The organism is Roseomonas aerilata DSM 19363 (assembly GCF_000711725.1).
Lineage (GTDB): Bacteria > Pseudomonadota > Alphaproteobacteria > Acetobacterales > Acetobacteraceae > Roseomonas > Roseomonas aerilata.
In genome coordinates this window covers 40,258-62,383 of sequence record NZ_JONP01000027.1, presented here as the reverse complement: position 1 = coordinate 62,383, position 22,126 = coordinate 40,258, and the positions used below count along the sequence as shown (strand labels likewise).

Sequence of the window (22,126 nt, the reverse complement as noted above, 5' to 3'; positions counted from 1 at the left end):
GTTCCTACGCGTTACTCACCCGTCCGCCACTAACGGCCGAAACCGTCCGTGCGACTTGCATGTGTTAAGCATGCCGCCAGCGTTCGCTCTGAGCCAGGATCAAACTCTCAAGTTCATCATGCCATGCCAAACTTACCATCCAGCATAACACCATGAGCCGACCACTAACTCCGCTCACCACTCTCGATCAGCTAAAACCATACCACCTCACCAGCAGCACCATCCCCATCACCACACAAGGCAACAGAAACAACACCACCAGCAGCAGCACAGCTCTAACTGCACTTCCAAAAAACAGATGCGAATTTGAAAGAACGAGGGATCCGATCCCCTACCCAGACAGCTACCCACTCGCCGTATCCAGCGACCAGAACGCCACCAGGGAATAGAACAGGACCGAAGAGGAAAAGCCAACTAGACGCTCTAGGCGTCACCGTCAGCATCCTCTTCGGAGCACCGGGCGGCGGGCTCAACCGCGCCGTTCGGTGAGCCCTATTTAGCTTCGCGCCCTCAGGGGATCAACCCCACAAAATCGCCTCCCCGTCAGAAAATCGTCACCGAGCGCAAGAAGCCCACTCAGGCCGCAAGGACGATCTCCCTCGGGTCACCGCCCCCTGCCAGCAACGCGACAATCCCCTCCGCGTGCTCGCCCTCAAAGCGCCCGGCGCGTCCACCGGTCTGCTTGATCTCCTGCACCGTAAGTGGGCGGTCCGCCTTGCCGTCGTATTTGGTCAGCGCGGAGAACACGACGCGCCTCAGGGGGCCGACGTTCAGCCCCACGCCGATCGCATCAGTGGCCACCAGCACCTCCGCCTCGCCCTCCCGGAACCTCCTGACCTGGGCGCGCCTTACCGGTGGACCAAGCGCGCCGTACACCACCGCCACGCTCCGGCCTCGGCGCTGCAACTCGGCGCGGAGAGAGAAGACTTCCCGGCGCGAAAAGGTGATGACCGCATCGCCCCGGCCAATTTCGGAGAGCGGCACAGGCTCCGGCGCAGCGGGAAGCGGTTCCATGCGCTCCAACCGCACCTCCTCCAGTGGATCACCGCAAAGGGCGGCGATGCGCTGAAGCATCGGCGCGGCGTCCGGCGCGTCCGGCAGGATCACCTGCCGCGCCGGCACCTCCATGATGACGGCAGTCCGGGCAGGACCGCGCTCGGGGTCGGCCAGCATCTGCACCTCGTCAATCACCGCCACATCGACCGGGTTCTGGAACGGGTACATCTCCACGGTCGCGGCCGTGTGGCAGCTGCCGGGAACCCGGAAGCGCTCCTCACCGGTCGAACGCGAGGCCGGCAGGCCCTGCGCCTCCAGCGCCTCTCGGTGCTCGTGCGCCAGTAACCGGAGAGGCCCATCCTATGCCACTCTCCGCCTCGGCCAATCGGCTCAAGCCGTAATAGGTCTGTCCCGAATTTGTTGGCCCTAGGCAGGCGATCACCCGTCGGTTCAGCGCTCGAGCCGTAACAAAGTGGCCTGCATAGCGATCAAGACCAGCCATGCGCGCCGCGGCCGCGCTGCTGACCTGCCGCATCTCTGTCAGAGTCTGCCGACTGCCCGCCTCCGCCTCGCGCCAGCCATGGCCAACCAGCCCAGCACGGATCCAGCGCTCAGCCTCCTCGCGCGTGCAGCCAAGCAAGCCGGGAACCGCCTCGGCACCGACCAGGGAGGTCTTCCAGGCCCTCAGGCGGAGCTCCTCCTGGGCGCACCAGATCGTCGAAGCACGGCTTGGTCGGTCAGGTCGCGGTCCGGCGAACAGGCTTTAAGCGTGGCTCCTTCCACCGGCATCCAAAACTGCTGAAGTGTTCGCCCTGGGTGCCGGCAAGACCCCGTCACGGGCCAGCTCTGATCCAACTACCAGAGTGCTTGCAACGACTTCCCGAAATTGCCTCTGTCCACCGGAAGCAGAGGTCGAGGTGAGCGGGAGGAAACACGCCGGAGGTCGCGCGTTACCGCGTGCTAGGTGGGTGGCGGTTTCGCCCCTCGCCTGTCCCGATCCTCCAGCATCGCGAGCGGCCGCGGAGCCGGCAACTCGCCCTGACCTATCGCGAACACCTCGTGGCAGGTTTGCGGCCGCGCACACGCGAGCGAGTTCGTCCAGCTGCTCAGGGCGCCGCCAGGCCTTCTGTCCTGCCCCTCCGTCAGCTTAGGCCTGAAGGGCGCAAACAGCCGCACTTTGAGCAGCAGGAGCCGGCTGCCCATGATCGGCCAGTCCGCCCGCTGCTCGAACCGGATGCCGCTTGTTCCTCTGGGAGCCCACTCACCGCCAGCCTGTTGCGGAGCCGGTCCGTTTAGGCCTGCGCATCATGCGAAAGAGTGGGCAGACCCTTCAACCTTCCTTGCTGCCGCCACGTTGATAGCGCGATCGCCGGAGCAACCTTGATGGTCCGCCTATGGCACCTCATGCCGACCTTGTGCGGGGCTGCAGCCGCTTTGCTCAGCCTGCTTGCCCCGGTTCCCTTGTCAGCTCAGTCGCGTCCACAGAGCGTCGCTGCGGGCAGTGGATCGGCCACGCTGGACGCCGTGCGTGCCCGGCGCCTGCTGCTGTGCGGCGTCTCGGGCGAATCACCGGGCTTCTCGCTGCCTGATAGCCGCGGTGAGATGCGCGGCCTTGATGCCGATACCTGCCGGGCAGTCGCTGCCGCGGCTCTGGGGAATGCCGAGCTTGTCCGCTTTATCCCGCTTTCGCCGCAGGCCCGTTTCACCGCGCTGCAGTCGGGCGAGGTGGACCTGCTGGTGCGTAATACGAGCTGGACACTGACCCGGGAAGCTTTGCTGGGGCTGAGCATGGCCTGGGTCAACTTCCACGACGGCACCGCCTTCGTCGTGCGGGGCGAGGCCGGCGTGACCTCGGCAAAGGGGCTGGACGGGGCCACGGTGTGCCTGCTGCAGGGCACCACCACGGAGCTCGACGTCGCGGCCTATTTCCGGGCCAACAACCTCCAGTTCACGCCCGTCCTGTTCGGTGGTGTGACCGAAACCGGAGCCGCCTTCCTGGCCGGGCGCTGCGATGCGTGGGCCAACGATGCCTCCTATCTCGGCGCGTTCCGTGCCACTCAATCCGACAAGGGGCTCGTGATCCTGCCGGAGCGGATCAGTTCCGAACCCGTAGGTGCCATGGTGCGAAAGGGAGACGATCGCTGGTTCGATTTGGTGCGCTGGACGGGCGCGGCACTGCTGGCGGCCGAGGAGGCCGGGGTGACCAGTGCGAACGCTGCGGAACAGAGGCGCACGACCGCCGATCCATCGGTGCAACGCCTGCTTGGCACGCAAGGCGACCTGGGTACGGCGCTGGGGGTGGATAACGCCTGGGCGTTCAATGTCGTCAGCCAGGTCGGCAACTACCGCGAGATGTGGGAGCGGAACCTAACGCCGCTGGGCATCGAGCGAGGAGCCAACCGCCTCGCTTCCCAGGGTGGCCTCATGTATGCGCCACCGATGCGCTAAGGCTTCCCATGGGATCGGTCGCCTGGGAAGCAAGGACCAGCAGGCCGCGAAGCGGTTGGCCCTGGCCCGCCACAAGGAGGGAAGGAGTTCACAGCAGGTGATAGGTTCGGAACTGAACCAGTGAGGTTTTGTGCGCACGAGCGTCCGCAGAACTGAGCGTGATGCTCGGGTCAACGCCTGCTTCACCGGTTCACATGGCCAGAGGGCTCCGTGACTCGAGCCGCGTCTGCACCAAGTCGGCCGGGGTGTAGCGATCCAACACCCCCGGGAAAGCCTGCAGTGCCTCACCCAGCCCCCCGCAGACCGCAGGCTGGCACGATGGGACAGGGTGCACCGACGGGCGTCTCGATCGATCTGAAGCACGGCACCAACGCCGTGTCCGGCCCGCCTACCGCACTACCTCTCCTAGGCATCTCCCCCGGCGGGCGAATCAGCCGCAGGCCACCCCCCTTTGCCGCGCAGGGTTTACATGCAGCCGGCACGGCCGAGTTGGTGCGTCACCGCGGTCAGGTGGTTCTCGGTGATAACATAGCTCCGCGCCACCTCCGAGATGGCAGCGAAACCCTCGTTCTTGGTGCCGAGGTAGATCAGCATGCGCAGCGAGCAGTTCGTATAAACCGTCAGGCGCATCTCCCCTCCATTGGGTCTCGCTCAGGGTGCACACCAGAGGCCGGTCTTAAATCTCTCCTCATGAGGTGTATCTTCCATGCATCTTCGCCGCCGGACGGAGAAGGCCGTCCGCATCCGGAGGAGCCCCGAGCCATGCTGTCCGATCGGCAACGTGAAAATAACAACGCCACAGCCCCGCCCTGAAGGCGCACGGGGAGACGAACCCTCGCACCTTCTACGGTAGCCTAAGCGTCGAAGGCGCTCCCGCTCGGCTCAGGATGCTACAGGAAGCGCAGCGGGATGCCTGGCTGCGCTGACGATGGCACAGTGGCCGGACCAGCTGCCGTCAGGCATCACCCAGCGCCCGCCTGATCTGCTGCTCCTCAAGATCCAGCTCTTCGCCCAGGGCCCGGTGCGCCTCGGCATCCATCGTCTCGGCACGCTCGGCTAACTTCGCGCGGGCCGCTGTGATGGCAACCAGCCGCAGGCGTTGCTGAGCCTCCAGCTGGCTGCTCTTCGTCTCGGGGTCCTGCCCTTCGATGCTCGCCCGGTCGGCGCGGACCTCGTACTCCTGCACCAGCTCGGCCGCCGCTTCGGTGTGCTCAGTGGCTTCCGCACCATCGAGGTGCTCCCGCACCGCCTCCAACGCGGCCGTCGTGATCTCAGAACGGGCTTGTGCCGTCTCGGGTTCGGGAAGTGCGGTCACCTCCTCGGTGACGCCCAGCCGCCTCACCACCCAGCCGAGTGTTGTTCCCTGGATCACCAGGGTGACGAATATCGAGCAGAAGGCCAGGAAAAGAATGATGTCGCGGCCTGGGAAGGGGTCGGGTAGAGCGAGTGCTGCGGCCAAGCTGACCACGCCGCGCATTCCCGTCCAGGAGACGACGACCGCGTGCCTCCAGGGCGTCGGATCCCGTTCCCGCAACTCCCGAGACAGGGCACGCGGCACCCAGGCGGAAGCGAAGACCCAGACGAAGCGGCTGAGAATGAGCGTCACCGACATGGCGCCCGCCAGCAGAGCGATTGACCGGAGGTCATCATCAGCCAGGCGCGCGGCAATGCCGCGCAGCTGCAGCCCAATGAGGATGAAGACGAGGCTGGTGAGGGTAAACTCCAGGAAGTTCCAGACGGCCACCAACTCGATCCTGGTGCGCGCGGTGAATTCGGCGTGCTGCTGCCGCCCCAGCACCAGCCCGCAGGTCACGGCCGCGAGCACGCCAGAAGCATGGACTGCCTCCGCCGCGAGATAGGCAGCGAAGCCGGCAAGAATGGTGATCGTGAGATCGAGCAGGGTGTCCTCAAGGTGCGTGAAGATCCACATCGCAACCCGGCCGACGAGCCAGCCCACCAGTGCTCCGCCAAGCGCCACGCCGAAGAACTGCAGGGCGCCCTCGCCGTAGCTGACCGTGCCGGCGCCGACCGCCGCGACCGCAAACTTGTACAGAACGAGCGATGAGGCGTCGTTGATCAGGCTCTCGCCTTCAAGCACCGTCACGATCCGCTTGGGCAGCTTGAAGCGGCTCAGGACGGAGGCGGCGGCGACGGCATCGGGCGGCGCCACGATGGCGCCAAGGGTGATCGCCGCCCACCAGGGCAAAGACGGCACGAACAGCTTGGCGGCGACCGCCACCAACCCAGCGGTGAAGAACACAGCCCCGATCGCCAGCAGCAGGATCGGGCGGAGATGATTGCGGAAGGCAGGCCAGTCCGTCCGGTAGGCGCTGACCTGCAGAAGCGGCGGCAGGAAGAGAGCCAGCACGAGTTCTGGATCCAGCACGAGAGGCGGCAAACCCGGGACGAAAGCCAACCCCATACCGCCGAGCACCAGTGTAACTGCGACAGGAAGGTTCAGCCGGTTCGCGAGCACCGCGAGGGCCACACAGGCGGCAAGAAGAACCAGGAGAAGCTCAAAAACGTGCATAGGACCAGCGCACGGCCGGACTTGCCCTGGCCGCCTTTCTCTGGGTTGAAGGGCGGGCAGCACGGGAGGGCACTCGTGCCGAGAGTTCGTCAGGATGGATAGTTCCAAAGCGCTCGAGCCAGGGCCTCTCCGGCCAGAACATCCAACCTCTGATGCTTAGCGCCCGGAGCCGTCCTGGACGCAACGGAGCGCGGCGGTGCGCTGCATTCTTCTTCTGGCAAGGTACAAGCAGTTGCTCAGTCCCTGCCAAGAACCGCGCCCTGGCCAGGTCCCGCCTTCAGATCGGCCGCGTTGCACTCGCGAAAGCCGGCCAGCGCAGCCTCCAGCAAGTCACCACCGGCTCCGGTCCGCGCGATCATCCAGCCTTGCCGCACACCCTCCGAAGTGTCACCCGCTGCGGCATCGGCCGGGCCAGCACCTGAAACCAAGGTGCCCGCGGAGTTCCCCTCCCCCTCAGCTTCCGCCAAGAGGGCCCAGCCGGGGCCGTGATCCTGCACAGGGTGCTCTACAGTCGTCTCCGCGTCGCACCGGGCGTTGAAGTCGCCTGAGGAAATCTGTGTCACGGACGATCTCCTGTTCCCCTCATCAAGCGCGGAAGGGAGATCAGGGATGCGCCGAGTAGGCTGCTTTGAACCTAAATCCTGGCCTGGCGCCGCAGCTTCATTGAAAATCCTGGGCGACGGCACTGAGTTGCGGAGTTCCGGGCCCTGATCAAGTTCGCCCAGGCCCGCTTGGGTGAGGAGTACGTTTTCCCAACCGGCGCGGCCATTGCGCGGAGCCGCCGGGCTGCCAACCGATTCCCACAATCAGGAGCAGGTCCCCCTTCCTCCAGCCCACCACGCGGAATAGTGGAATGACCGATGCCGATCACGGGCGGCCTGTACGCAGGCCAGTTGGGGCAGGCGCTCGACGTTGCCAGCTTCCGGCGCCATCCGGCTGCGGCCGAGCTGAACTCGCTCGCTATGTCGTGGGCTCGCGGGGAGCAGATAGTCTGCTTTCAACTGGAACGTCGGAGAAACGGCTGTTGAAGGGCAAACCATCTCTGGCTGCCTTCAACCTGAAACAGGCCTAAGAATGCAGCACTGCGCCTTTCGTGGCCTTGTCGACATCCTTCTTGGGACCGCGAAGAGCAAGGCCGACGAGGTCCGGCGCGTCCGGCGGCTCGGCCCGGAAGGCGTGGCGGTTCGCCGCGTCATGTCCGGTCGAGAACATGGCGCGGACGTAGACGGCGTGGGTCAGGTTCCGCTCGATGGCTTGCCTGAAGGCGCGCTGAAGCACCTCGGGACCGGCCGCGAAGATCAGCATGGGCTGGCCCAGGAGGCGGGCGTGGAGGCGGCCCCCTGCATCCTCGTAGGGCTCCCCCATCGCCTCCGGCGCGGCCGCGGCAATCCCGGTGGCCAGGAACGCGGTCACGTTGAGCTTCTGCCAGACGGCGAGATCGTCCAGCACCAGGATGGCCACCTTCGTATCGAACAGCATGCTGCCCCCTCCGCGGGTCGAGCGGGCACGTCAGGCGTTTCCGGCCATCCTGTCTGGAACGCCCGTGCACAAAGCGCGGTAGGCGGCGGGGGTCAGGCCGTAGGCGCGGCGAAAGCGGCGGCCGAGATGGCTCTGGTCCGCGAAGCCGCAGGCCGCGGCGACATCCGCCGGCCGCTCCCCACCCGCCAGGAGGTGGCGCGCCCGCACGAGGCGGATCTGCATGAGGTAGGCATGAGGTGAGGTGCCGAAGGCTGCCCGGAAGGAGCGGGCAAGATGGAAACGGTCCGCGGCGCCTGCCGACCGCGCCAGGGTATCCGCACCGGGGTTCGCCGCGAGGGTGTCGTGCAGGACCTCCCTTGCACGACGCGCCACCTGGGCATCGCGACGCGCCGCCATGGGCCGTGCCGGATGGCCGAGATGGGGGCGGAGCCGGTGCAGCACCGCGTCCAGCGAGGCGTCGGCTGCCAGCCGCTCGCCCGGCCGGAACAGGGCGGCGGTGGCCGCGTGGATGGCGGCCCCGAGGGCCGGGTCGTCGTGCAGGCAGGTCGCGAAGCGGGGATCGCCGCCGCCCAGATCGGCCAGTCCGCCCCGGAGCCAGCGCTGGGGCAGGTACAGCATGCGGTAGGCGAAGCCGCCCGGCGCCCCGGCCTGTCCGTCATGGACCTCGTCGGGCTCGATCAGGATGACCCGCCCGGCGGTGCTGCGCTGGCGCGCGCCGCGGCAGAGAAAGTCCTGCACCCCGCGCTCGGTGACGCCGACCAGCCAATCGTCGTGGCGATGGGCGTCGTAGGCATGGGCGGCGAAGCGGGCCCGGACCGCCTCGACCCCGGTTGCCTCGTCACGCACCAGGTGTACTTGGTCCGGTGGCTCAGGCATCGGGGAGGTTGCGGCGGGTGTCCTTGTCATCGCGCTGGTCATGAGATGCAATAAACGGGCCGAAATTAGGCCGTTGGATGGTGCCCATCGACCTTCAGCGACGACACGAAGGGGTCCCGGACCTCACGCCGGTGGGCAGTCGTGTTCGCTTTTGGAACAGCGGCGACGCTATGCTCAGATTGCATCGGGCGCAAAGCCGCCGATCACATCCTCCTTGAAGGTGCGGCCGCTCCGTCCGAGGAACGGAACTGTGGCCGTTGTCGGGAGCTTGCGCAGAGTTGACCGGCACCGCCCCCGGTTGTCACGGCGAGCTCCCCTCTCCTGCCCCTGGCGCACGCCGACACACGAGTATCGTGCCTGCCTCCGTGCTGGAGGCGGGGTTTTCACCCGCCGTTGATCCCAAATACCGCTGCCTCCTGCCGATGAGGCGGTGCATGCCACGTGTATATGCGCAGCGTCGACGGGACCGGCCGGATGGAACGATGGAACGCTCCGGGGCCATCGCCGTTCCAATTGCCCGGCCATAGTGGCCACCAGGACGCCGCAATGCCCGTGAACCCATCCTCCTTGATAGCGCGCCGACGGGCGTTCACTGCCAGTCTGGGTTTGACGCTGGGAGCCATTGTCCCCGCGGTCCGCCCAGCGCGCGCCCAGCAGGTCTCGGGTGGGCGGCCCATCCGGCTTGTCGTCCCCTACCCGGCCGGTGGTGCCGTAGACCTGGTGGGGCGGCTTTTCTCGGAACGGATGGAAGCCTTGTTGGGCCAGCAGGTCGTGGTGGACAACCGCTCTGGTGGGGCGGGCATTGTCGGTGCCGACTATGTCGCCAAGGCCCGTCCGGATGGAACGACGCTGGGCGTGGTCGGCATGACCACGCTCTGCGCCTACAAGGCGCTCTATAGCCGCCTCCCCTTCGATCCCGACAGCGACTTCGCCCCCATCTGCCAGCTCAGCGCCGGCACTGTTGTCTGCGCCGTCAACAAGCAGGCCGCGGCGCGGCATGGCTGGAGCGACTTCCGCAGGCTGATCACCTGGGCGCGCGACAATCCGGAAGGATTGCGCTTCGGCACCGCCGGCGTGGGCAGTACCGCGCACCTCACCATGGCGGCCGTGCAGAAGGCGACAGGCATCCGGGCGCTGCACGTTACCTATCGCGGGGCCGCTCCGGCAGTTGCGGACCTGCAGGCCGGTACCATCGACATGATGTTCGAGCTCACGCCGGCACTGATGCCGCTCATCAACCAGGGCGAGGTGACGGCCCTGGCCGTTGGAAGCGCCCGTCCCGTTGCCCTGCTTCCCGCCGTTCCCGGCATGTCCGGCTTCGCGGACCTTGGATTGGGCACGCTCGACATCGGCGCCTGGGAGGCTCTGATGGCTCCCGCGGCGACCGCCCCCGAGATAATCAGGCAGCTGCATGCCGCTGCCTTGCAGGCGGGCAACGATCCCAAGCTCGGTGAGCGGATGCGTGAGGTCGGCTTCACCGCCGAACCATCCGCTACGCCAGAGGCGCTCGCCGGCAAGATCAAGCATGAAACGCCGATCTGGCGGCAACTGGTGGAAGCCTCCGGCGCAAAACTCGACTGACCACCCAGGCCACGAGCCGCAGCCGCGGTCGGACCGGTTTGGAGGGTCGGGACCAGCTGTTCGGCCTTTGCTCCGGAAGCTGGTTCAGTCGCCGCGGATCGCGCGCCTACAGCGGCAGCGGACCGTTCGTCTTCACCTCCTCCATGACCGCGTAGGTGCGCGTCTCGCGGACTCCGGGCAGGCCGAGCAGAACCTTTCCCAGAAAGTCACGGTAGGCCGCCATGTCGCGCACGCGGGTTTTCACGAGATAGTCGAAGCCGCCCGCGACCATGTGGCACTCCAGCACCTCGGGGGAGCGGTTCACGGCCTCGGAGAAGCGGTCGAAGACATCCGGCGTGGTCTTGTCGAGCAGCACCTCAACGAAGATCAGGAGGCCGAAGCCCAGCCGGTGCGGATCAAGCCGAGCACCGAAGCCCGTCACCAGCCCCTCCTTCAGCAGCCGCCGCATCCGCTCGCTCGTCGCGGTCGCGGAAAGGCCGATGCGGTCGGAGAGTTCCAGATTGGTGATCCGCCCCTCCCGCTGGAGGATGGCCAGCATCAGTCGGTCCGTTCGATCCAGTTCCTGCATCTTTCACGCCCATGCACGCCCGAACTAGTGAATCCTGCGGGCCGCCAGCGTATCTATCGCATGTTGATGCGGCGCGACCAGCTTTAGCCTGGGGCCGCCCTGTCAGGACCGACGCGACGATGAGCACCGCCGCCCTTCCCGAGACCGACTGGAAGCTGTTCCAGCCGCTTGCTGACGAATTGCGCCCTCAGCCAGCGCTGCGCGCCGCTGTAACGGCGGCCTATCGCTGCCCCGAGGAGCGGTGCCTTCCCCCTTTGGTCGAGGCGGCCGTGCTGCCGCAGGAGGCGGATGCGAGAGTTGCCTCGCTCGCGCGCCGCCTGATCACGGCGCTCCGCGCCAAACGGCGGAGCGGCGGCGTGGAAGCGCTGGTGCAGGAGTTCTCCCTCTCCAGCCAGGAAGGGGTTGCGCTGATGTGCCTGGCCGAGGCCCTGCTGCGCATCCCCGACAGGGCCACGCGCGACGCCCTGATCCGCGACAAGGTCGGCGGTGGGGACTGGGGTGCCCATCTCGGCCATTCCCCTTCCCTTTTCGTCAACGCCGCCACTTGGGGGCTGGTCGTCACGGGCCGGCTTTCATCCACCAGCAGCGAGGTGGGATTGGGCGCGGCACTGACCCGGCTGATCGCCCGCGCGGGGGAGCCGGTCATCCGTCGGGGCGTCGATCTCGCCATGCGGATGATGGGGGAGCAGTTCGTCACGGGCCAGACGATCGAGGAGGCGCTCGCCCGCAGCCGCGCCCTGGAGGCCAAGGGGTTCCGGTACTCCTACGACATGCTCGGCGAGGCCGCGACCACGGCGGAAGATGCCGCACGCTATCTGCGGGATTACGAGAACGCGATCCACGCCATCGGACAGGCCTCCGCGGGGCGCGGCATCATTGAAGGCCCTGGCATCTCCATCAAGCTCTCCGCCCTGCACCCGCGCTATAGCCGCGCGCAGCGGGCCCGGGTGATGGCGGAGCTGCTTCCGCGCGTCGCCGGGCTGGCAGTGCTGGCCCGTCGCTACGATATCGGGCTTAACATCGACGCGGAGGAAGCCGACCGGCTGGAGCTGTCGCTCGACCTGCTGGAAGGCCTCTGCCACGACGAGCGGCTGGAGGGATGGAACGGCGTCGGCTTCGTCATCCAGGCCTACCAGCGCCGCGCGCCCTTCGTGATCGACTTCGTCGTCGATCTTGCCCGCCGCACGGGGCGGCGCATGATGGTGAGGCTGGTCAAGGGTGCTTACTGGGACAGCGAGATCAAGCGCGCCCAGGTGGACGGCCTGGAGGGATTTCCCGTCTTCACTCGCAAGATCCACACGGACGTGTCGTACCTCGCTTGCGCCCGCAGGCTACTAGCATCGCCCGACGCAGTATTCCCGCAATTCGCCACCCACAACGCACGCACCGTGGCCACGATCCACGAGATGGCAGGCCCGGCGGCATGGCGCCCGGAACAGTATGAGTTCCAGTGCCTGCATGGCATGGGGGAGCCGCTCTACGAGGAGGTGGTCGGACACAACCACCTCGACCGCCCCTGCCGCATCTATGCCCCGGTGGGCACGCACGAGACGCTGCTGGCCTATCTTGTCCGGCGCCTGCTGGAGAATGGCGCCAACTCCTCCTTCGTGAACCGCGTCAATGACCCGGACATACCGGTGGAAGCGCTCGCAGCGGACCCGGTGGCCGAGGCGTTGACCCTTTCGCCTTTGGGCCGACCGCATGACGGCATCGCGCAGCCGCGCGACCTGTTCGGCAGTACGCGCCGGAACTCGGCCGGGTTGGACCTGACGAACGAGGACCGTCTTGCCGTCCTGGCGGAAGCGCTAAGGACCGACGCCGCTCCGCTCCGCGCTGCCCCACTGCTGGGCAACGGCAGCGTGGACGGCGCAGCCGAGGAGGTTCGCAACCCGGCCGACCGCCGCGACCTGGTGGGCCATGTGGTGGAGGCGACCGACGTCATCGTGGACGCCGCGCTGGCACAGGCCGAGGCAGCCGCGCCTGGCTGGGCTGCCGTACCGCCCGCGGAGCGCGCCGCCATGCTGGAGTGCGCGGCTGGGCTGATGGAGGCCCGCATGGCCAGCCTGCTCGGCCCCATCGTTCGTGAGGCCGGCAAGTCTCTGCCCAACGCGGTCGGCGAGATACGGGAGGCCGTGGACTTCCTGCGCTACTACGCCGCGCAGGCCCGTGCCCTCGGCGCGGAGCACCGGCCGCTCGGTCCCGTCACCTGCATCTCGCCCTGGAATTTCCCGCTGGCGATCTTCACCGGCCAGGTCGCGGCGGCGCTGGGGGCAGGCAATCCCGTGCTGGCGAAGCCGGCGGAGGAGGTGCCGCTGATCGCCTCCCTTGCCGTGAGCCTGCTGCGGGAAGCCGGGGTGCCGCCCGCTGTCCTTCAGCTCCTGCCCGGTGACGGCAGGGTGGGGGCGCGGCTGGTCGCCGACAGGCGCACGCAGGGCGTTATGTTCACCGGATCCACGGAGGTGGCGCGGTTGATCGCGCGCAGTCTCGCGGGCCGCCTCGGCGCCTTCGGCGCCCCTGTCCCCCTGATCGCTGAAACGGGCGGGCAGAACGCGCTGGTCGTGGATAGCTCAGCATTGGCGGAGCAGGTGGTGGCGGACGTCCTCGCCTCCGCCTTCGATAGCGCGGGCCAGCGCTGCTCGGCCCTTCGCGTGCTCTGCCTGCAGGACGAAGTGGCAGAGCGTGTTCTGACGATGCTCAAGGGCGCGCTGGCAGAGCTTTCGGTCGGCACCCCCGATCGGCTCTCCACCGATATCGGCCCCGCCATCACCGAGGAGGCACGGGCCGGGATCCAGGGCCATGTGGACGCCATGCGCGCGGCCGCCCGCCCCGTGCATGCGCCACCCCTGCCGAAGGCCTGCCGCCATGGCAGCTTCGTCGCGCCGACCATCATCGAGATTGCCAGCATCGGGGAGCTGGAGCGGGAGGTCTTCGGTCCCGTGCTGCACGTGCTGCGCTTTCCGCGCGATAGGATGGACGCGCTGATGCGCGACATCAACGCCACCGGGTACGGCCTGACTTTCGGCGTGCATTCCCGCATCGACGAGACGATCGGGCGCCTCACGGCCCGGTCGGGCGCGGGCAATATCTACGTCAACCGCAACCTGATCGGCGCGGTGGTCGGCGTGCAGCCCTTCGGCGGCCATGGCCTGTCCGGCACGGGCCCGAAGGCGGGCGGGCCGCTCTACCTGCGCCGCCTCCTCTCCGCGTGCCCGGCGGAGCCGCCCCTGCCCGCCACCCCGCCGCTTCCTGCCCTGTCGGCCCTGACGGACTGGCTGCGCGCACGGAACGAGGCTGCGCTGGCCGACCGGTGCGCCCGCCAGGGCACGCCCGCACGGGCCGGGCTGGAGATCGAGCTGCCCGGACCGGTGGGCGAGCGGAACCTGTACGCCCTGCAGCCGCGCGGTACCGTGCTGTGCCGCGCCAGGACGCGGGACGGGCTGTTGGTCCAGCTAGCGGCGTGCCTGGCCACAGGGAATGCTGCGCGAGTGTCGGCCGAGGATCTCGCCAAACTCGGCGAACTGCCACCAGCCATTGCGATGCCTCTCGCCGAAGGAGACGTGGCCGAGACTGACGCGGCCCTCTTCGAGGGCGGCGAGGAGGCGTTGTGCGACTTGCTGCGGGAGGTCGCGGAGGCGCCCGGGCCCATCCGCCCCGTCATCGTCGGGCGGGATGGCCTCTACCCGCTCGACATGCTGGTAGCGGAGCGCTCCACCAGCACCAACACCGCGGCGGCCGGCGGGAACGCGAGCCTGATGAGCCTCTGACCCCCCGCCGCCGCTTAGGACGGCTCGCGGCGCGTCAGGCCGCCATCGCCACGCCGTCCCGCTGCGGGTCGGCGCCACCGGTGCAGCGGCCATCCCGGACCAGCAGTCCGTGCGGCGCGCCGAAGGCGTGGCTCTGGTAGGACCGGGCGACCGGGTAGCCCATGGCCTCCAGCGCCGCCTGCGTGGCGTGCGGGATGCGGTTGCACAGGTCGATCGTGTCGCTGAGCGCGACGATGCGCGGCGCGGCTACCGCGTCGCTCATGCTCATTCCGAAATCGGCCACGTTCATGACTGCCTGCGCCAGGGCGGGCACGATGTAGGTGCCTCCGGGCGCGGCCAGCACCATGCAGGGCGCCCCGCCTTCCGATCCGCCGTCGAAGAGCATGGTCGGCGCCATGGCGCTCGCGCGGCTCTTGCCCGGCGCGATGGAGGCGGCACGGCCTGGGCGCGGGTCGAAGCCGCTCATGCAGCCGTTGTACATAAAGCCCAGCCCGTCCGTGATAACGCCGGAGGGAATGCCGAGTGTGTGCGTCAGCGCGACCGCGCCGCCCTGGGCGTCCACCACGCAGACGACCGTGGTGTCGGGGGGATCGCGCGGCTCCTCCGCGCGGATCACGCGCGCCTTCTCCCCGGCGCGGATACGCGCGGCCAGCGCGGCGGTGTGCTCGTGGGAGAGCAGGCGCTCCAGCGGCACGTCCACGAAGTCCGGGTCGCCCATGTGGGCGTCCTTGTCCACGGTCATCCACTTCATCGCTTCGGCCAGCACGCGCAGGTGCTCGGGGCTGCCGTGCTCCATGGAGGCGAGGTCAAAATGCTCGAGAATGCCGAGCAACTCGATAAGGGATCCGCCACCGGCGGGCGGCGGGTTGGAGGCGACCCGCAGGCCGCGATAGGTGCCCCAGACCGGCGCCTTCTCGCGCACGCGGTAGGCCGCCAGATCCTCCATCGTGATCAGGCCGTCATGGACGGCCATATCAGCCACCATCTCGCGCGCGATGTCGCCGCGGTAGAACGCCTCGGCGCCGCCCTCCGCGATCCGCTCCAGCGTGCGGGCCATGTCGGGGTTGCGCAGCGTGTCGCCCGGCCGCTTCAGCGTGCCGTCGGCGCGGAAGTATACCCGCCGCCCCGTCTCGCTGAGGCGCAGCTTGTCCTCCACGTTGACCTGACCGTCGCCGCCGTGGTCGATCGCCCAGTAGTAGTGCATGTACGGCCGCACCATCACACCTCGATGGGCCTGGGCGATCGCGGGGGCCATCACCTCCCGCAGCGGCATGGTGCCGAAACGCGAGAGCGCCTCGGCGTAGCCGGCCACGTTGCCGGGGGTGCCGATGGAGCCGTAGCCAGCGTCGTTTCTCTTGTCGTTCAGCAGGAACACGAAGCCATCCCGCGACTGGCCCACGAACCTGTCCGCCCACATCTCCGGCGTGGCGGAAAGCGGGGCGCGGGCGAAGAACTCCAGCACCGTGTGCACGCCTTGGCTTGGCATGCAGACCTGCATCGCGCCGAAGCCGGCCAGCCCACACATCTGCGGGTCCACCACGCCCTGGCTGAAGGCGCAAGCGATGGCGGCGTCCACCGCGTTGCCGCCGGCCCGCAGCACCTCCACCCCGGCCTCGGCCGCTTCCGGCTGCGCCGCCACCACCATGCCACGCATTGTCGCTCTCCACAGATCCGGCGAGACCCGACCGCCCCGGTAACGGGCCGCGGCGGCGCGCCTCTTCGTCAGTCGATAGCCCGCAAGGGCAGCTCAAGGAAGGAAGCACGGTCGCCGCCGCGCAGCACGGTCAGCACGGGCGGGCGGCCATGGGGCACCTGCACGCAGTGGTCCGCGTCGGCGCCGGCGATGGAGAGCCGGATGCGGCTGCCCGCGCGGAAGCGCCACGCCGTGGGCAGCAGCGGGATGCGGATGCGCTCCGCCCTGTCCCGAACCAGCGGTGCAGCGTCCTCGCGTCGGAAGGAGCGGAATGGCCAGGTGGTCCGATAGGAAGCGGGCGCCGGGCTTTCCTTGCGGTGCAGGGCGCGCAACAGTCCCTCGGTGACGTAGCGCACCGTCCCCTCCGCCTCGACTTCGGAGAGGTAGACGAAGAGAGCGGCGTCCGGCTCGGAGGCCGCGATCCAGAGATCAGCGAGGCCGTGGCCCGCCATCTCGCTATCTACCTCGAGCGGCCGGGAGGTCCAGGAGAGCAGCCCTGCCTGCCGTTCCGCCCAGTCCGCGTAGTAGGTGGTGCTGTTGATGCCCGCGATGCGCTCGTAACGCGTGCCGTGGCCGGAGCCGGCGGCGAAGTTGGCACGCGCGCTGTCCTCACCCGCCTCACCCGGCCCCTCGGCCAGCGTGCCCTCGGCCGCGAGGGCGAGACGACGTGTCTCCGGCACCGGCGGCCAGGACGGCGCGGCGCGCCATCTCTCCGCGTGCATCGTGAAGTAATGGACCCGCTCCTCGGCATCGAGGCCGGTGTCGCGGCCCATGAGGTAGTGGTCGAGGAAGCGCGTAAGCTCGCCCAGCAGGTCGAAGTCGGGGGCCGCTTCCCGTCGCCAGGGGGAGACGTTACAGCGCGCCCCATGGTCCCAGGGGCCGAGCAGCAGGTGGACCGGGTTGCTCTCCAGCGTCAGGAAGCGGCTGATCGCGCCGTTCGCGTAGCCCGCGCCGTCCATCCAACCGGAGCAGGCGAGAACTGCGACGTCCGGCCCGATGCCGTCCCGCACGGAGTAGGGGCTGAAGGAGGCGGAGGAGAAGCCGGGATCATAGGGCAGCGACTCCTCGCGGAAGCGGAACTCGCCCATGAAGTCGGGTTGTCGGAAGTTGCCGAGGTGCTCGTGGATCGCCTGGGCGAGCAGCGCGCCATCCCGATCCTCGTCCACGGGGTGCGGGCCGCGCAGGTCGGGGTTTGCGTAGTAGACGAAGTTCCGCAGCAGGTCGCGCCGGTCGTGGTCCATGGCGACCATCAGCTCGTCATAGGACCGGGCCAGCTCCTTCAGCAGGATGCCGCCGGGATAGTAGTTGTCCGCATAGGTGTCCCAGACCGCGAAGAGCGGCGCGATGGCCTTCACCGCAGGGTGCCCCGTGCTCGCCAGGAAGTCCGCGGCGGCGCCGGGATAGGAGATGCCGGTCGCGCCGATGCGCCCGTTGGACCAGCGCTGCGCCACCACCCAGTCCGCGATCTCGCGGCTGTCCTCCCGCTCCTTGGGCGAGCGGAAGCTGTCGCGCGTGCCGAAGCTGGCGCCGGTGCCGCGCACGTCCACCACCACCACCGCGTAGCCGCGCGGGACCAGATGGCGCACGAACTTGCCCGCGTTGGGGATCGGATCGGCCTCGCTTCCCGGCGCGACGGCGAAACGGCGATAGTAGGGCGTCAGGATCAGTACCGCCGGCACGGGCCCCGTCGCGCCCTCAGGCAGCCAGGCATCCAGTGCGATGCGGCAGCCGTCCCGCATCGGCAGGTAGCGGGAGAGCGGACGGGGCGGCAGGGCGAAGGGCGCCTCCCGCATGGCCGCGTAGGCGCTCGGCGATACCTTCCAGGCGGTGCTTTCGCGATCGCTGTCGGACATGCGGCTCCTCTCGTGCGTCCCGGCCGGACAGGATGGAACCTCGTCGCGGGCGGCCAGCGATGGACCGGCAGGCGGCCCGCGTCAAACCCCCGCGACGGCCGGGGACCGGCCTCGTGCCACCCGGAGCGGTGAGGCCCTGGCGCGGACGCGGCAGTTTCCTCAACATGGCGGGTCTTTGTCCGGGGCCGTTTCCCTGCGCAGGCTCGGGACGCACGAGGGCAGGAGCTAGGAGCAGAGCATGCCGGGTGCGGACTTCATGCAGGAGCGCCAGGCGGGGTGGGGCATGCGACCGGCCGCGGCCCTGCTCGACCTGCCCTCCACCGGCACGTCGGTGATCCGGTGGAGCCGCGAGCTGACCAGTGCCTTCGAGATGCGGCCGCTGCTGTCCGACCACACCATCGTCTCGCTCAACCTTCGCCCCATGCGGGCGGAGGCCTGGCTTGGGCAAAGCAAGGTCTGGGCTGGGCCCATCGGGTCCCATGCGGTGCGGATCGTGCCTCCGGGCGTGGAGCGCCGCTGGTCCACAACCGATCCCTTCGACCTGCTGCACCTCATGCTGCCACCGAGAGCCTTCCAGTCCGTGGCCGGGCAGGGGTGCGGGCCGTTCACGCTGTCCGACCCGCTCTACGGATCCGATACCCTCATCCGACAGCTGGGCCTGCAGATCCTTGACGCGATGGAGGGAGGCGGCCCCTATCTGACCGAGCTGGCCGATGGCCTTTGCCGGGCGCTGGTTGCCCACCTGCTGCGCCGCTATCACCTGCCCGCCGCCTCAAGTCCGCCCTCCCTGCCGCGCGCCCTTTCACCCGCCCGGCTCCGGCGGGTCGAGACGCTGGTCCGCGCCCGCTTGGCGGAGGAGCTGACGGTGGCGGAGATGGCGGACGCGGCCGGCTATAGCGAGTTCCACTTCGCCCGGCTCTTTCGCGCCGCGACAGGCCGCACGCCGTACCGCTACCTGCAAGAGGCGCGCATCGCCCGCGCCTGCCGGCTGCTGCGGGATGGCCGAGCCGGAGTTCTGGCTGTGGCCCTGGACTGCGGCTTCAAGGACGCCTCTCACTTCTCCCGCGTCTTCCGGGCCCAGATGGGCATCACACCACGGACGTATCGGGACGGGCCCGCCTAGCCGGGAGCAGGATCAGCATGATTACCGCCGTTTCCGGCGGGCTGAGCGGGTCGGTCGGCCCTATCCTCCCTGCCCCAGGAGGCCGCGTGCGGCCGGTGAGGGGAGCGCCAGGATGACGAAGGCGGTCATCGACGACCTGATGGCTCGCCAGAGCGCCATCCGCGCCCGGCTGGACGCCTTCCTGCGCCTGCCGAGCGTCAGCGCCGATCCGGGCTTCGCGGAGGGGATGGGGGCCGCCCGCGACTTCCTGCTGGACTGGCTGCGCGGGATCAGCCTCTCCGACGTGCGGCTGCTGGACGGCGGCGGGGAGCCGGCCGTCTACGCGGCCTGGGAGGGGGCGCCGGGCCGCCCCACCCTGCTGGTCTATGGCCACTACGACGTGCAGCCCCCTGCCCCGCTCGCGGCCTGGCGCACCGACCCCTTCGAGCCCGTGGAAAAGGACGGGCGCCTTTACGCGCGCGGCGCCTCGGACGTGAAGGGCTCCACCACCATCGCGATCGAAGCGGTGGCCGCCTTCCTCCGCGTGACCGGAGGCTGCCCGGTGAACGTGAAGTTCTTCCTGGAGGGCGAGGAGGAGACCGGCAGCCCCAGCCTGCGGGAGCTGGTGCGGCGCCACGGTGACCTGCTGGGCGCCGACGCCATGATTTCGGCGGATGGTGGGCGGGCCAGCGAGACCATCCCCACCATCAATGTCGGCGCGCGCGGGATTGCGGGGTTGGAGCTGGCGCTGCGCAGCGCCGGCAAAGAGCTGCATTCCGGCCGCTACGGCGGGGCTGTGCGCAACGCACTGCACGAGATGGCCAGGATGGTCGCCTCCCTGCACGATGCGGAGGGGCGGATCGCGGTGCCCGGTTTCCTGGAGGCCGTGCCGGCGCTGACCCCGAAGCAGCGGACCGACACCGCGGCCTTCCCCCTGGACGAGGCCACCTTCTGCGGCGAGGTGGGCGCCGCCGCCTTCGGCGAGCCCGGCTACACCCTGCGCGAGCGCCTCACGCTGCGCCCTGCCATCGACGTGAACGGGATGTGGGGCGGCTACACCGGCGCGGGCAGCAAGACCGTGATCCCGGACGAGGCTTTCGCCAAGATCACCGTGCGCCTCGTTCCCGGCCAGGATCCGGAACGGGCGGTGGCGCTGGTGGCGGAGCACCTCGCGCGCCACTGCCCGCCCGGTGTCTCGCTACGGATCACGCCGAAGAGCGGCAACTCACCCGCCTCCAGCCTCGCGGAGAACCATCCCCTGCTGCGCGCGGGCTCGGCGGTGCTGGAGCGGCTGATGGGGCGGCCGCCGGTGCCGGTGCGGCTCGGCGCCACGGTGCCGGTGACGGCGCTGTTCCAGGAGCTGCTGGGAATCGACACGCTGATGTTCGGCTTCAACCTGCCGGACGAGGACGTGCACGCGCCCAACGAGTTCTTCCACCTCGAATCCATCCCGCTCGGGCTGCGCGCCTGGGCGATGCTGCTGACCGAGTTGGGCGGAATGGCGGAGGCGGATTTCGCGCCATTCCGGCGCAGCGTGAGAGGAGGCCCGGCATGAAGGGCATGGTGGTGGCGGCCCAGCCGGAGGCGGCCGAGGCCGGGGTGCTGACGCTTCGGCGGGGCGGTAACGCGGTGGACGCTGCGATCGCAGCGGCCTTCGTGCAGGGCGTGGTGGACCCGCTGATGACGGGAATCGCGGGCTACGGGACCATGCAGGTCTACATGCCCGGCCGCGGCGTCCACCAGCACCTGACCTTCTACGCCCGCGCCCCGCGCGCGGCACGGCCGGAGATGTGGGCGGACATGGTGACGGGCCAGTCCCGCGACGGCTTCGCCTATCTCGTGAAGGACCACGTGAACGAGATCGGCTACCTGGCCCCGGGGACGCCCGGGAACCTGCGCGGCTACACCGACGCCCTCTCCGACTTTGGTACGATGGAACTGGCCGACATCATGCGCCCGGCGATCGAGCAGGCGCGGCGCGGCTTCATGGTGCGCCCCTATGTTTACTACTACTGGACACTGGACCAGCGCGCGACGGGGATGCTGAACCCCGCGGACCTCCTTCGCTTCAGCCGCACGGGGCGCGAGATCTACTGTGCGCCGGACGGAACGCCGAAGCGGCCTGGCCAGCACGTCTCCAACCCTGACATGGCGCGCTCGCTGGAGCGGATCGCGCGGCAAGGGCCCGATCTCTTCTACTGCGGGGAGATGGCGGAGGAGATCGTAGCGGACTTCCGGCGCCATGGCGGCCTGCTCTCCATGGAGGACCTGCGGGAATACCGTACCCTGCGCAGCGATCCCGTATGGGGCAGCTACCGCGGCCACCGCGTGGCGAGCCTGCAGGCACCGGGCGGCGGGCTGAGCCTCGTGCAGCTGCTGCACATCCTGGAGAGGTTCGATATCGGCGCGCTGGAGCACGGCAGCGCCGAGCACCTTCGCATCCTCGCGGAGGCGATGAAGCAGGTGGCGATCGACAAGGACGTCCATATCGGCGACCCGGAGTTCGTCGACGTTCCCGTGGAGATGCTGCTCTCGAAAGATCGTGCGGCAGAGATCGCGGCCCGCATCCGGCGCGGGGAGAAGGCGCATGTCGCCCGCATGCCCTACGAGGCCGCGGACACCACCCATGTCACGGTCGTGGACGCCGACGGCAACGCGGTGGCGCTGACGCACACGCTCGGCAATCCCTCCGGCGTCATCACGGACGGGATGGGCTTCATGTACAACGGGCTGATGAACGGCTTCGATCCCCGTCCCGGACGGGCGGGATCGATCGCGCCGGGCAAGAGCCGGACGTCCTCACAGTGCCCGACGATCGTGTTCCGGGGGGACGACCCCTACATCGTCCTCGGCGCACCGGGGGGCACCGCCATCGTGCCGGCCCTCACGCAGGGGATCAGCAACGTGATCGACTTCGGCATGACGATGTTCGAGGCCGTCGCCGCGCCGCGCATCTCCGTCAACAGCGACACGATCGACGTATCGAACCGCATCCCGCGCTACGTGACCGACGCCCTCGAGGCGCAGGGCTACCCGGTCGCCCGCTCCTACATGGGCTTCGCCTTCGCGGCGATCCATGCCATTCGCGTGGAGGACGGGCGGCTGACGGGTGGCGCGGACCCGCAGCGCGATGGCGTGGCGCTCGCAGCGTGAGCCGGAAGAGGCCTTCCCGGTCGAGCCGGGTGATGCGAATAGCGCTTCTCCCGCGGCGAAGGCGGGCAAGAGAGGCAGGAATG

General features: G+C 68.9%; 15 protein-coding genes, 1 rRNA gene and 1 pseudogene. 6 read left to right on the top strand and 11 right to left on the bottom strand.

Annotated features, from left to right (window positions below; all coding sequences use genetic code 11):
* From BO39_RS22675 to BO39_RS35300, 3 genes and pseudogenes are all read right to left on the bottom strand, one after another.
* Positions 1 to 115: ribosomal RNA gene (locus tag BO39_RS22675) — 16S ribosomal RNA — on the bottom strand; the annotation flags it as partial.
* Positions 116 to 576: 461 nt separating this feature from the next.
* On the bottom strand, positions 577 to 1,014 hold the full coding sequence (locus BO39_RS35305) for a helicase-related protein (protein WP_408735177.1): 438 nt from the start codon (positions 1,012 to 1,014) through the stop codon (positions 577 to 579).
* 78 nt (positions 1,015 to 1,092) lie between these two features.
* A pseudogene (locus BO39_RS35300) lies at positions 1,093 to 1,498 on the bottom strand (DEAD/DEAH box helicase family protein); the annotation flags it as partial.
* 932 nt (positions 1,499 to 2,430) lie between these two features.
* Between BO39_RS35300 and BO39_RS22665 the strand changes: the two are divergent.
* Positions 2,431 to 3,444: a transporter substrate-binding domain-containing protein gene (locus BO39_RS22665; protein ID WP_245615342.1), complete on the top strand. Its 1,014-nt coding sequence runs from the start codon at positions 2,431 to 2,433 to the stop codon at positions 3,442 to 3,444.
* Positions 3,445 to 3,909: 465 nt separating this feature from the next.
* Here the strand turns inward: BO39_RS22665 and BO39_RS34545 are convergent, their stop codons facing one another.
* The 5 genes from BO39_RS34545 to BO39_RS22640 all read right to left on the bottom strand — a co-directional run bounded on the left by BO39_RS34545 (position 3,910) and on the right by BO39_RS22640 (position 8,299).
* Positions 3,910 to 4,074, bottom strand: coding sequence for a helix-turn-helix domain-containing protein (locus BO39_RS34545; RefSeq protein WP_245615340.1), 165 nt, complete (start codon positions 4,072 to 4,074; stop codon positions 3,910 to 3,912).
* 325 nt (positions 4,075 to 4,399) lie between these two features.
* The gene (locus BO39_RS22655; protein WP_043837802.1) at positions 4,400 to 5,974 is read right to left on the bottom strand and encodes a Na+/H+ antiporter; all 1,575 of its coding nucleotides are present in this window, start codon (positions 5,972 to 5,974) and stop codon (positions 4,400 to 4,402) included.
* A 236-nt stretch (positions 5,975 to 6,210) separates the two neighbouring features.
* The gene (locus BO39_RS22650; protein ID WP_043837801.1) at positions 6,211 to 6,537 is read right to left on the bottom strand and encodes a hypothetical protein; all 327 of its coding nucleotides are present in this window, start codon (positions 6,535 to 6,537) and stop codon (positions 6,211 to 6,213) included.
* Between the two features lie 505 nt (positions 6,538 to 7,042).
* Positions 7,043 to 7,453: a DUF2000 family protein gene (locus BO39_RS22645; protein ID WP_043837799.1), complete on the bottom strand. Its 411-nt coding sequence runs from the start codon at positions 7,451 to 7,453 to the stop codon at positions 7,043 to 7,045.
* A 30-nt stretch (positions 7,454 to 7,483) separates the two neighbouring features.
* A complete protein-coding gene (locus BO39_RS22640) occupies positions 7,484 to 8,299 on the bottom strand; it encodes an AraC family transcriptional regulator (RefSeq protein WP_245615338.1) in 816 nt (271 codons plus the stop codon).
* A 477-nt stretch (positions 8,300 to 8,776) separates the two neighbouring features.
* Here BO39_RS22640 and BO39_RS22635 point away from each other — a divergent pair, with 477 nt between their 5' ends.
* Positions 8,777 to 9,910, top strand: coding sequence for a tripartite tricarboxylate transporter substrate-binding protein (locus BO39_RS22635; protein WP_084698383.1), 1,134 nt, complete (start codon positions 8,777 to 8,779; stop codon positions 9,908 to 9,910).
* A gap of 106 nt (positions 9,911 to 10,016) precedes the next feature.
* Here the strand turns inward: BO39_RS22635 and BO39_RS22630 are convergent, their stop codons facing one another.
* Positions 10,017 to 10,478: an Lrp/AsnC ligand binding domain-containing protein gene (locus BO39_RS22630; RefSeq protein WP_043837793.1), complete on the bottom strand. Its 462-nt coding sequence runs from the start codon at positions 10,476 to 10,478 to the stop codon at positions 10,017 to 10,019.
* A 119-nt stretch (positions 10,479 to 10,597) separates the two neighbouring features.
* On the opposite strand from BO39_RS22630, the gene putA reads away from it, so the two are divergent.
* Positions 10,598 to 14,242 carry a trifunctional transcriptional regulator/proline dehydrogenase/L-glutamate gamma-semialdehyde dehydrogenase gene (gene putA, locus BO39_RS22625; RefSeq protein WP_043837791.1) on the top strand — a complete coding sequence of 1,215 codons (3,645 nt, stop codon included), beginning with the start codon at positions 10,598 to 10,600 and terminating at the stop codon, positions 14,240 to 14,242.
* Positions 14,243 to 14,276: 34 nt separating this feature from the next.
* Here putA and ggt (BO39_RS22620) read toward each other — a convergent pair whose 3' ends face one another.
* On the bottom strand, positions 14,277 to 15,896 hold the full coding sequence (ggt, locus tag BO39_RS22620; RefSeq protein WP_043837789.1) for a gamma-glutamyltransferase: 1,620 nt from the start codon (positions 15,894 to 15,896) through the stop codon (positions 14,277 to 14,279).
* 68 nt (positions 15,897 to 15,964) lie between these two features.
* Positions 15,965 to 17,788 carry a CocE/NonD family hydrolase gene (locus tag BO39_RS22615; protein ID WP_043837787.1) on the bottom strand — a complete coding sequence of 608 codons (1,824 nt, stop codon included), beginning with the start codon at positions 17,786 to 17,788 and terminating at the stop codon, positions 15,965 to 15,967.
* A gap of 238 nt (positions 17,789 to 18,026) precedes the next feature.
* Between BO39_RS22615 and BO39_RS30340 the strand changes: the two genes are divergently transcribed.
* From BO39_RS30340 to ggt (BO39_RS22600), 3 genes are all read left to right on the top strand, one after another.
* Positions 18,027 to 18,911 carry a helix-turn-helix domain-containing protein gene (locus tag BO39_RS30340; RefSeq protein WP_052402474.1) on the top strand — a complete coding sequence of 295 codons (885 nt, stop codon included), beginning with the start codon at positions 18,027 to 18,029 and terminating at the stop codon, positions 18,909 to 18,911.
* A gap of 112 nt (positions 18,912 to 19,023) precedes the next feature.
* A complete protein-coding gene (locus BO39_RS22605; RefSeq protein ID WP_043837786.1) occupies positions 19,024 to 20,445 on the top strand; it encodes a dipeptidase in 1,422 nt (473 codons plus the stop codon).
* On the top strand, positions 20,442 to 22,043 hold the full coding sequence (gene ggt / locus BO39_RS22600; protein WP_043837784.1) for a gamma-glutamyltransferase: 1,602 nt from the start codon (positions 20,442 to 20,444) through the stop codon (positions 22,041 to 22,043). The genes BO39_RS22605 and ggt (BO39_RS22600) overlap by 4 nt, the downstream gene beginning before the upstream one ends.
* Positions 22,044 to 22,126: the final 83 nt, after the last annotated feature.

What these genes read in the sequence shown, in the direction of transcription:
- putA (WP_043837791.1), top strand. Translation starts at nt 10,598, where the DNA reads ATGAGCACCGCCGCCCTTCCCGAGACCGACTGGAAGCTGTTCCAGCCG.
- BO39_RS22655 (WP_043837802.1), bottom strand. Translation starts at nt 5,974, where the DNA reads ATGCACGTTTTTGAGCTTCTCCTGGTTCTTCTTGCCGCCTGTGTGGCC.
- BO39_RS30340 (WP_052402474.1), top strand. Translation starts at nt 18,027, where the DNA reads ATGCCGGGTGCGGACTTCATGCAGGAGCGCCAGGCGGGGTGGGGCATG.
- BO39_RS22630 (WP_043837793.1), bottom strand. Translation starts at nt 10,478, where the DNA reads ATGCAGGAACTGGATCGAACGGACCGACTGATGCTGGCCATCCTCCAG.
- BO39_RS34545 (WP_245615340.1), bottom strand. Translation starts at nt 4,074, where the DNA reads ATGCGCCTGACGGTTTATACGAACTGCTCGCTGCGCATGCTGATCTAC.
- ggt (WP_043837784.1), top strand. Translation starts at nt 20,442, where the DNA reads ATGAAGGGCATGGTGGTGGCGGCCCAGCCGGAGGCGGCCGAGGCCGGG.
- BO39_RS22645 (WP_043837799.1), bottom strand. Translation starts at nt 7,453, where the DNA reads ATGCTGTTCGATACGAAGGTGGCCATCCTGGTGCTGGACGATCTCGCC.
- BO39_RS22635 (WP_084698383.1), top strand. Translation starts at nt 8,777, where the DNA reads ATGCGCAGCGTCGACGGGACCGGCCGGATGGAACGATGGAACGCTCCG.
- BO39_RS35305 (WP_408735177.1), bottom strand. Translation starts at nt 1,014, where the DNA reads ATGGAACCGCTTCCCGCTGCGCCGGAGCCTGTGCCGCTCTCCGAAATT.
- BO39_RS22615 (WP_043837787.1), bottom strand. Translation starts at nt 17,788, where the DNA reads ATGTCCGACAGCGATCGCGAAAGCACCGCCTGGAAGGTATCGCCGAGC.
- ggt (WP_043837789.1), bottom strand. Translation starts at nt 15,896, where the DNA reads ATGCGTGGCATGGTGGTGGCGGCGCAGCCGGAAGCGGCCGAGGCCGGG.
- BO39_RS22605 (WP_043837786.1), top strand. Translation starts at nt 19,024, where the DNA reads ATGACGAAGGCGGTCATCGACGACCTGATGGCTCGCCAGAGCGCCATC.